Below are 10205 nucleotides of genomic sequence, written 5' to 3'. Positions count from 1 at the left end.
GGAAATCGACCAAAAACGCGGTGGGGCGGGTAACGACGGCCGGGACGCCAACGCGCTCCACGGCCTCGGCCCAGCGCGCGGCCGGCGGCTGGAGCAGGCCGTTGTGCACGGAGCCGTGATAGGTGCCTACCGCCAACGCGAGCCAGCGCTCCAGCTCGCGCAGCGTCAGGGTGGCCATCTTCTCGGAATCGTACTCGCCGCGCTGGCCGGGATTGGAGAAGGTCGTCCCCGGTAATTCGTCGTGGATCATCTGCATCGCCGTGCCGATGATCCGTTCCACGATGCCGCCGTAGTGCGGCTGGCCTGGTGGGCGATAGTCCAGCCGGATGCCATGCTGTTCGCAGCCACGGCGCAGCGCTTCGCTTTTGAACTCGGCCGCGTTGTCCAGATAGAGCAGCCTGGGCTTGCCGCTCATCGGCCAGTCCATTTCCACATTCAGCCCTTCCAGCCAGGGCCGCTTGTCGCAGGCGGCATGCGCGAGGCATAGGCCGACCGAGACGGCGGACGGCGCTTCCAGCGTGACCACCATGCCGAGTACGCAGCGCGTGAACACGTCGATGGCGAGGGTCAAATATGGGCGGCCAATCGGTTGCCGGTCGCGCTCGTCGACCACGATCAGGTCGATGACGGTGTGGTCGATCTGCACCTGTTCCAGCGGCATGGTGACTTCTGGCGGAATGCCACCCGCGCCTTGCAAGGGACGGGCAGCGTCCTGCCCGCCCCGGCTGCGGGCTATTTTCGCCGGGTGTAGTCCGGCAATCCGCTGGGCCACGGTGTTGCGCGCCGGCACCGGCAGCTTCTGGGTTTTGCACGCCTGCGCGACTTCGCGGTGGAACGCCGCCAGGCTGCGTTTCTGCTTGGTCAGGAAGCGCTTTTGCAGCAGCTCGCGGATGATGCGCTCGACCGGTTCCGGCAAGCGCCCCTTGCCTTTGCCGCCGCCGGATCGGCCGGGCGTCAGGTCTGTTACCAGGCCAGTACCCTGCCGGGCGCGACGGATCAGGACATATACCTGTCGCCGGGACAGGCCCAGCGCTTGGGCTGCCTCATCGGCGGCTTCATGCCCGACCACCTCAAGCGCTGCCAGTGGCCCGATGATTTCCGTCCGGTGCCGGGCTTGCGCCCATGCCTCGTCGGGCAGGGTGGCCACGCCTTGCGCGGCAATCGGTGGAGTGTCTGATGTCATGCCCAAACCTCGCTTTGGTGCACACGAGTATTGAGCATAGTCGAGATTGGTGCAGACGACTCCTGATATTGGGCTGTCAGGAGCCGTATGCACACCAGGCGTTACATCCAGTCAGATGGTGCGGTCGTCTTCTGAAAACGACACGTTTTCAGAAGACGGCTGCACTGAACGTCAGAAGCCGACTGCACTATAGCAGCGGAGGGGTTGGATCCATCAGGCAACGACGGGCTGCTGCCGGCCATCAGCGGACGCAGGGAGGACTTTCCGCAACCGGCCGTTCGATGCGGCACCGATGGCCTTCGCGCAGGGGTAGTGAATCCGCCAGGATTGACTTGCGCTGCCCTACCTCTCACTAGTGAGGGGCGGCAGCGCATCAAGCGGTGAGCGCACTCCGGCACCGCCAACTTTCAGCACATGCGTGTAAATCATCGTCGTAGAGACGTCGGAATGGCCGAGCAGATCCTGCACGGTTCGAATGTCGTAACCGCTGCGGAGCAAGGCCGTCGCGAACGAGTGGCGGAGGGTGTGCGGTGTGGCGGGCTTCGTGATGCCTGCTTGTTCTACGGCACGTTTGAAGGCGCGCTGAAAGGTCTGGTCATACATGTGATGGCGACGCACGACACCGCTCCGTGGATCGGTCGAATGCGTGTGCTGCGCAAAAACCCAGAACCACGGCCAGGAATGCCCGGCGCGCGGATACTTCCGCTCAAGGGCGTCGGGAAGCGCAACGCCGCTGCGGCCCTCGGCCTGGTCCTTCAGCCACCATGCCCGTGCACGCGACAGCTGCTCGCGCAGGCTGGGTGCCAAGCTCTCGGGTAACATCAAGGCCCGATCCTTGGAGCCCTTGCCCTCCCGCACGATGATCGTGCCGTGATCGAAATCCAGATCCTTGACCCGCAGTTGCAAACCCTCACTGATCCGCATGCCCGTTCCATACAGAAGCTGGGCGAACAAACGATGCTCGCCTTCCAGAAAACCGAGGATGCGAACCACTTCATCCGGGGTCAGCACCACCGGCAAGCGCCGCGACGGCCGAGGTCTTCCGATCTCCTGAAGCCAGGGCAGATCCGTGCACAGCACCTTGCCGTAGAAGAACAGCAAGGCCGCCAATGCCTGACGATGCGTGGAGACCGAAACCTTGCGCTCGTTCGCCAGCCAGGACAGAAATGCCTCGACTTCGCTGCTGCCCAAGGTTGCCGGGTGACGCACACCGTGGAAACGGATGAAGGCACGAACCCAGTGGACATAAGCCTGTTCGGTTCGTAAGCTGTAATGCAAGTAGCGTATGCGCTCACGCAACTGGTCCAGAACCTTGACCGAACGCAGCGGTGGTAACGGCGCAGTGGCGGTTTTCATGGCTTGTTATGACTGTTTTTTTGTACAGTCTATGCCTCGGGCATCCAAGCAGCAAGCGCGTTACGCCGTGGGTCGATGTTTGATGTTATGGAGCAGCAACGATGTTACGCAGCAGGGTGACGGTGTTCGGCATTCTGAATCTCACCGAGGACTCCTTCTTCGATGAGAGCCGGCGGCTAGACCCCGCCGGCGCTGTCACCGCGGCGATCGAAATGCTGCGAGTCGGATCAGACGTCGTGGATGTCGGACCGGCCGCCAGCCATCCGGACGCGAGGCCTGTATCGCCGGCCGATGAGATCAGACGTATTGCGCCGCTCTTAGACGCCCTGTCCGATCAGATGCACCGTGTTTCAATCGACAGCTTCCAACCGGAAACCCAGCGCTATGCGCTCAAGCGCGGCGTGGGCTACCTGAACGATATCCAAGGATTTCCTGACCCTGCGCTCTATCCCGATATTGCTGAGGCGGACTGCAGGCTGGTGGTTATGCACTCAGCGCAGCGGGATGGCATCGCCACCCGCACCGGTCACCTTCGACCCGAAGACGCGCTCGACGAGATTGTGCGGTTCTTCGAGGCGCGGGTTTCCGCCTTGCGACGGAGCGGGGTCGCTGCCGACCGGCTCATCCTCGATCCGGGGATGGGATTTTTCTTGAGCCCCGCACCGGAAACATCGCTGCACGTGCTGTCGAACCTTCAAAAGCTGAAGTCGGCGTTGGGGCTTCCGCTATTGGTCTCGGTGTCGCGGAAATCCTTCTTGGGCGCCACCGTTGGCCTTCCTGTAAAGGATCTGGGTCCAGCGAGCCTTGCGGCGGAACTTCACGCGATCGGCAATGGCGCTGACTACGTCCGCACCCACGCGCCTGGAGATCTGCGAAGCGCAATCACCTTCTCGGAAACCCTCGCGAAATTTCGCAGTCGCGACGCCAGAGACCGAGGGTTAGATCATGCCTAGCATTCACCTTCCGGCCGCCCGCTAGCGGACCTGGTCAGGTTCCGCGAAGGTGGGCGCAGACATGCTGGGCTCGTCAGGATCAAACTGCACTATGAGGCGGCGGTTCATACCGCGCCAGGGGAGCGAATGGACAGCGAGGAGCCTCCGAACGTTCGGGTCGCCTGCTCGGGTGATATCGACGAGGTTGTGCGGCTGATGCACGACGCTGCGGCGTGGATGTCCGCCAAGGGAACGCCCGCCTGGGACGTCGCGCGGATCGACCGGACATTCGGGGGTCGTTTGCGGGAGAGGGCGAAATCCTACGCTAAGGCTTTGGCCAACGATATTCTCCGGTAAGATTGATGTGTTCCCAGGGGATAGGAGAAGTCGCTTGATATCTAGTATGACGTCTGTCGCACCTGCTTGATCGCGGCCGCGATAGCTAGATCGCGTTGCTCCTCTTCTCCATCCGCGTTCCAAGCTGCGGAAAGGCACCCATAAGCGTACGCCTGGTCGAGCAGGCGACGCGGATCGACGTCCAGCGCACGAGAGAATGCGTCCGCCATCTGTGCAATGCGTCTAGGATCGAGACAAAGGTCGTCTCTGTCAGCCGGATCGTAGAACATATTGGCGGCGCCAAAGCCCACTTCACCGACCAGACCGACGGGATCTATCACCAGCCAGCCGCGACTGGAGAACATGATGTTTTCATGATGCAGATCGCCATGTAGCCCACGCAGTTCCGAGGCATTGCTCATCATTTGATCGGCTATAATCGCCGCGTGGACGTAGTCAGCTTGACAACCTGCGTTTTGATCATCGCGCGCCCGCTGAAACAAAGCTGCAAAGCGATCCCGGATCGGGAGAAGGGCAGAAGGCAGGGGTTCCTCAGATGCGGCATACAGCTTCGCCATCAGTTCCGCTGCAATTTCGGTCGCCTGGTAGTCGCCGTGCTCGGCAACGATGTGAGAGAGCATTCGCTCCCCGGCATATTCGAGCAACATCAGATTGTTCTCACGACCGAGCAACCGGACTGCTCCCCTCCCATTGCGCCATACCAGATAGTCGGCCCCGCGCAGTTCATCAGCAACGTCTTCTATAGGTTTCAATCCCTTGACGATTGCAGGAGTCCCGTCTGGCAATGAAACTTTCCAAACGAGGCTGGAAAAGGTGTCCGCAATGAGAACAGGTTGCGAAACGTGCCAATGAGCAGGAAAAACAGGCGGCATGAACATCAACCCCAAGTCAGAGGGTCCAATCGCAGATAGAAGGCAAGGCGTTCGCGGTCGGGGGCTTCGATCCCCAATACATTGAATAGGACAGCGAAGGCGCGCTCTGCTTCATCTGGCGCTGCCCAGTTCTCTTCGGCGTTAGCAATCATGAGTGCCAAATCGGCATAGCGATCTGCTGTTCCGAGCCGCCCAAGGTCGATCAGACCCGTGCATTGAAGAGTTTTAGGGTCCACCATGAAGTTCGGCATGCAGGGATCACCATGGCAAACAACCATATCGGTGCGCTCTTGGTCGAGCCGCACCGGTAGCTCTCGTTCGACACGAGCCAAAAGATCGAGCTGCGGCGTACTCTTGTCCTCGTCCGGTAAGAAGTCGGGATTGACGGCATTGCGGGACACCACATCAACGGCGCGTCCGAACATTCGCGACAGCCTGCGCTCAAACGGACATTGATCAACCGATAGGCTGTGAACAGCGCCAAGTTGCTGCCCCATTGACGGCCACGCTTTGAGCAAATCCGCTCCAGACAGATCAGCCGCCGGTACTCCCGGAATTGCCGTTATCACCAAGCATGCACCCTCCTGTTCCTCCTGCCAGTTGATCACCTCGGGGCAAGCCACACCTCGACCTTTGAGCCAAATGAGGCGGTCACGCTCTCCAGCGAGCTCACCGCGGCGGGAAGCAGGTGCGATTTTCGCGAAGGCATGCCCGTCACCACGTCGAAAAACAAAATCACCGGATTCTCCGCCTCTGACAGGCAACCAGTCAGAATGCGATTCACCAAAAAAAATATTAGTTCGATTCAATGGAGGTTCCTTCAGTTTTCTGATGAAGCGCGGAGGTGGCTCAACCTGCGAAAAGAAACGAGTTGCTACGTAAGTCCGAGAACATGCTTTCCATGGTCTCTGAGCTCGCCTTTGGGACCGACATATCGGTAGAGAGTGACGCGCTCGATGCCGAGTTCCTTGCAGAGATCGGAAACTGAAGTATCGCGCTGGGCCATGGCGGCTTGCGCGAGACGCACCTGAGCTTTGGTGAGCGCGAATTTTCGTCCGCCCTTGCGACCGCGCGCTCTCGCGGAGGCGAGACCCGCCATGGTGCGCTCTCGGATCAGATCCCGCTCGAACTCGGCCAAGGTGGCGAAGATTCCGAACACCATGCGACCGGACGCAGTCGTGGTGTCGATCTGAGCGCCCTTTCCAGTCAGAACCCGCAGGCCGATCTTGCGGTCTGACAGCTCCTTCACCGTGTTGACCAGATGGGCAAGCGATCGTCCGAGGCGATCGAGCTTCCAGACCACCAGCACATCGCCGTCACGCAATGACTTGAGGCAGGCGGTCAAGCCAGGGCGATCATCACGACCGCCGGAAGCAAGATCATCATAGATATTGTCCCGTTCGACACCTGCGGCGCGCAAGGCGTCGTGCTGCAGGTCGAGAGACTGCGAGCCATCGGCTTTGGAGACGCGGGCATATCCGATCAGCATGTATCACAAACGTTCGATTATGTGACAGTGTGCACCGGAAAGTTCTGGTCGTCAAAATTTGTCACTTAACCCGTCATTCTGTCTAAGACATGCAAAGGGTCCATCAGGCACGTAATGTGACAGGAATTCCGGGGGGATGCCTTCCTTTGCGAAGGTGGCGCGCAACTGTTCCAGGGAAGCGGGGTCGCGCCGACCATAGGAAGCCAACGCGAACAGCGAGCGTGCCGTCTCGGGGTCGTGCCGCGCTTCAATGATGGCCTCATCGATGGCCTGGACTGCCCGTTGCCAGTGATCGACGGGTTCGGGCTTCGGCGTTTTCGCCGACAGGCCACTGGTGAAACCGGTTTGGGGTTCGGACCAGAACAGCTTTGCATGCTCGCCCGGCGGGCTTATATCCCTCATCTCAATCAAGCTGATTGCCGTTGCCGCCGCCTCCAGCATCTGCAACCGTACTGCCGGGTTCAGGGTTTCATACGGTCGCCACAGACTTTGCCCAGCACGCAGCGGATGCCCGCAGCCTTCCCAGACTTGGCGGAGATACCCCGCGCAGGTTCCGCACGTCGAAAGCGGGGTGTTCAGCTCATCGAGCAGCGTGCGTAGTAGCCGAAACCACAATCCAGCGTGGATGCGTCGGCGCGGCAGCTCCACATGGCCGGTCGTCAGTGCCTGCCAGGTGCGCCGGTCCATCACCGTAATCGCGTCGCTGGCGGTGCGCGGCGCAGTGTCGGCGTTCTCCCAGCCGAGAAACCGCCCAGGCACGCCCCAATAGGATTCCAGCCAGCAGCCATGCAGCGGGCAGCTCAGCATCAGGGGCAGCTTCCATGCAAGCAGTACGGCTTGGTTTGCCGGGTCGTTCAGACAGAGCGGGCAGGCGCGATGTATCGGCTGGCTGGGCAGCCAGGCACGCCAGCTCGTGATGAATCGCGTCCTACGGCGGAGTTTCGGCAGCAGCACCGAGAGCTGGAACGCATAGGTTTCCAATGCGTCTGGAATCTGATCATCAAGGCTGTCCAGTAGCCAAGGCACCCAGCCGGCGAAACTCATGCAACGCAGCCGGTCCGGCTCGATGCCGCTCCGCTGGGAGAGCATCGCCAGCAGCGCCAGTGGTGGCGCGGTGTCCAGGTCATCAACCTGGCCGTGACCAAGATCGTGCTCCAGCAGCTCGGACACCTCCATGTGATAGCAAAGGGCCACGCGGTTGAGCCACGAAGACAAGGCTTCGCCTTCCCTGGGAGCCGGATGCAGTGGCCAGTGTGGCGCTGGCTTCACATCAGTTCCCGCTCGAATTGCCGCCGCCGCTCGCTGGGACCGGTGTAATCGGCCATGCTGAGCGTGCGATGGTTGATCGCTTCCTCACCGCTCTCCACGGCAGCGACGGCCGCCGCCATCAACAGGTGCGCCAGCTCGCCGATGGTGCCCTCGCTGCGCGTGAGCAGGTAGCGGGCCATATCCAGCGTGGCAATCGACGAGGGTCGCCGCAGCGGGAGCGAAGCCGCGAAGCTGGCCAGCAGTGAGCAGCAATCGTCGTTGGCCTCCCACACCGGCAGCATCATCGGCTCGAAGCGGTTTTCCAACTGGTCGTCCGAGCGGATCGCCAAGTAGGCATCGCGTGTGCCGACCCCGACCAGCGGGATGCGCAGCTCGTTGCCGAGGAAACGCAGCAGGTTGAGGAATTCCCGGCGGTTGACGCTGTTGCCGGCCAGGACGTTGTGCAATTCGTCGATCACCAGCATGCGCACGCCGACCTTGCGTAGCAGTGCCAGCGCCAATTGCTCCATTTCCGGCAGCCGTGGGCGCGGGCGCAATGGCGCGCCCATCGCGGCAAGTAGCGCGACGTAGAAGCGGATTACCGACGGTTCGGATGGCATCTGCACGACCAGTACCGGAATGTGCTCCTGGTCGGCGTCGGAGCTGGCCGGGTGGGTGCGGCGGAATTTCTCGACGATCATCGACTTGCCGTTGTTGGTTGGACCGACCAACAGCAGGTTGGGCATGCGTTGTTTGTTCGGCCACGCATACAGGGCTTCCAGCCGATTCAGCGCCTCGACTGCTCGCGGATAGCCGATCCAGCGGTCAGCGCGAAGGCGATGGATGCGTTCGTCCGCCGGAAGACGGGCCAAGCCCTGGGCCACCGGCATCAGGTGGGACAAGTCGATGATGGGATATTCTTCCACGGCTACCACTCCTCAATCTGGTCGAACGGTTTGGCAGGTGGCTGGTTGTCTGCCTGCGGGTCAGCCATGTCCGCGTCCGGTGGTGGCGTGGTTTTGAAAAGAACTGCCGTTGCCTTGAGATGCTGGCGTCGATCCGCGTCGCGCCGCGCCTTGCGCGTAGCTTTCTGCGCGGTGGACACGATTTCGCGCATCTGGCCGATCATGCGAAACAGCGCCGACTCATCCACCTGTTCGCGCCCTTGCTGCCGCAATTTCGCCAGCGCCTGTCGTTGTTCCCAGAGGGTGACAGCCGGGTGCGACAAGGTGCGGTATGGAATTTCCAGATAGTGCTGCCCCTCCGGCTCCAGCACCCAAATGCGGCTGATGTCGCGCGGGTCGCGCCGGATCAGGAACGCAGGCAAGCGGTCGCGCCGAGCTATCCACGGCTTGAGCGCATCGGCGTAGTAATGGATGTGGTCGATGACGAAGCCGGTGCGGGTCAGCGTGCGGCGGATGATGGGCAGAAAATCGACCAGAAAAGCCGTGGTGCGAGTGATGACGGTTGGCACGCCGGTCCGCGCGATAGCTTCGGCCCAGCGCGCTGCCGGCGGCTGGAGCAGGCCGTTGTGCACGGAGCCGTGGTAGGTGCCGACCGCCAATGTGAGCCAGCGCTCCAGCTCACGCAGCGTCAGGGCGGCCTTGTTTTCGGAATCGTAGTCGCCGCGCTGGTCAGGGTTGGAGAAGGTCGTCCCTGGCAATTCGTCGTGGATCATCTGCATCGCCGTGCCGATGATCCGTTCCACGATGCCGCCGTAGTGCGGCTGCCCGAGCGGGCGATAGTCAAGCCGGATGCCATGCTGCTCGCAGCCTCGGCGTAGCGCTTCGCTCTTGAACTCGGCCGCGTTGTCCAGGTAGAGCAGCCTGGGCTTGCCGCTCATCGGCCACTCCATTTCTATGTTCAGACCCTCCAGCCAGGGACGCTTGTCGCAGGCGACATGCACAAGGCACAGGCCGACCGAAACAGATGACGGCGCTTCCAGCGTGACGACCATGCCGAGCACGCAGCGGGTAAACACGTCGATGGCGATGGTCAGATACGGACGGCCAATCGGTTGCCGGTCGCGCTCGTCCACCACGATCAGGTCGATGACCGTGTGATCAATCTGCACTTGTTCCAGTGGCGCGGTCACGGCGGGAGGCTCACCACCGACACCTTGCAGGCTGCGGGACGCATCCTGACCTTCCCGGCGGCGAGTGGCCTTGAGCGGATCGAGGCCGGCGATCCGCAGAGCCACGGTGTTGCGCGCCGGCGCCCGCAGCTTTTGCGCTTTGCAAGCCTGCGCGACCTCGCGGTGGAACGCTGCCAGGCTACGCTTCTGCTTGGTCAGGAAGCGCTTTTGCAGCAACTCGCGGATGATGCGCTCAACTGATTCCGGCAAGCGTCCCTTGCCTTTTCCGCCGCCGGATCGGCTGCGAGCCAGGTCCGTCACAAGCCCAGCACCTTGCCGGGCACGGCGGATTAGGACATACACCTGCCGCCTGGACAGGCCAAGCGCGTGAGCAGCGGCATCGGCGGCTTCATGCCCGACCACATCAAGCGCTGCCAGCGGCCCGATGATTTCCGCCCGTTGCCGGGCCTGCGCCCAAGCCGCATCGGGCAGGGTGGCCACGCCTTGCTCGGCAATCAATGATGTGTCTGACGCCATGCTCACACCTCGCTTTGGTGCACACGAGTATTGAGCATAGTCGAGATTGGTGCAGATGACTTCTGATATTGCGTTGTCAGGAGTCGCCTGCACATCTGGCGTTACGCCCCGTCAATTGGTGCAGTCGTCTTCTGAAAATGACACCGGGGTGGTTTTG

General features: G+C 61.7%; 9 protein-coding genes. 1 reads left to right on the top strand and 8 read right to left on the bottom strand.

The window, feature by feature from the left end:
• Positions 1 to 1183 (bottom strand): DDE-type integrase/transposase/recombinase (locus ACTJJX_RS02015; protein WP_008786760.1); only part of this gene is annotated, 1183 nt, incomplete at its 3' end.
• Between the two features lie 342 nt (positions 1184 to 1525).
• Positions 1526 to 2539 carry a class 1 integron integrase IntI1 gene (gene intI1 / locus ACTJJX_RS02010; RefSeq protein ID WP_000845048.1) on the bottom strand — a complete coding sequence of 338 codons (1014 nt, stop codon included), beginning with the start codon at positions 2537 to 2539 and terminating at the stop codon, positions 1526 to 1528.
• A 101-nt stretch (positions 2540 to 2640) separates the two neighbouring features.
• Between intI1 and sul1 the strand changes: the two genes are divergently transcribed.
• Entirely contained in the window at positions 2641 to 3492 is an 852-nt protein-coding gene (sul1, locus tag ACTJJX_RS02005) for a sulfonamide-resistant dihydropteroate synthase Sul1 (protein WP_000946487.1), read from the top strand.
• Positions 3493 to 3869: 377 nt separating this feature from the next.
• Here sul1 and ACTJJX_RS02000 read toward each other — a convergent pair whose 3' ends face one another.
• From ACTJJX_RS02000 to ACTJJX_RS01975, 6 genes are all read right to left on the bottom strand, one after another.
• Positions 3870 to 4706, bottom strand: coding sequence for an APH(6)-I family aminoglycoside O-phosphotransferase (locus ACTJJX_RS02000; protein ID WP_315050539.1), 837 nt, complete (start codon positions 4704 to 4706; stop codon positions 3870 to 3872).
• Complete coding sequence (aph(3'')-Ib, locus tag ACTJJX_RS01995) at positions 4706 to 5509, bottom strand: aminoglycoside O-phosphotransferase APH(3'')-Ib (RefSeq protein WP_001082319.1); 804 nt, start codon at positions 5507 to 5509, stop codon at positions 4706 to 4708. Before aph(3'')-Ib ends, ACTJJX_RS02000 begins: the two co-directional genes overlap by 1 nt.
• 65 nt (positions 5510 to 5574) lie before the next feature.
• The gene (locus ACTJJX_RS01990; protein ID WP_000904906.1) at positions 5575 to 6189 is read right to left on the bottom strand and encodes a recombinase family protein; all 615 of its coding nucleotides are present in this window, start codon (positions 6187 to 6189) and stop codon (positions 5575 to 5577) included.
• Between the two features lie 51 nt (positions 6190 to 6240).
• The gene (locus ACTJJX_RS01985; RefSeq protein ID WP_176600213.1) at positions 6241 to 7434 is read right to left on the bottom strand and encodes a TniQ family protein; all 1194 of its coding nucleotides are present in this window, start codon (positions 7432 to 7434) and stop codon (positions 6241 to 6243) included.
• Positions 7435 to 7454: 20 nt separating this feature from the next.
• Positions 7455 to 8363, bottom strand: a complete 909-nt coding sequence (locus tag ACTJJX_RS01980; protein ID WP_000393453.1) for a TniB family NTP-binding protein — start codon at positions 8361 to 8363, stop codon at positions 7455 to 7457.
• Positions 8364 to 8365: 2 nt separating this feature from the next.
• Positions 8366 to 10048 (bottom strand): Mu transposase C-terminal domain-containing protein, encoded by a 1683-nt coding sequence (locus tag ACTJJX_RS01975; RefSeq protein ID WP_010791757.1) that lies wholly within the window; start codon positions 10046 to 10048, stop codon positions 8366 to 8368.
• Positions 10049 to 10205 lie beyond the last annotated feature (157 nt).

The organism is Pseudomonas sp. 22490 (assembly GCF_052044465.1).
Classification (GTDB): domain Bacteria; phylum Pseudomonadota; class Gammaproteobacteria; order Pseudomonadales; family Pseudomonadaceae; genus Pseudomonas; species Pseudomonas aeruginosa.
Note: the sequence above shows the minus strand (reverse complement) of the source record. Positions and strands in the feature narration are given on the sequence as shown.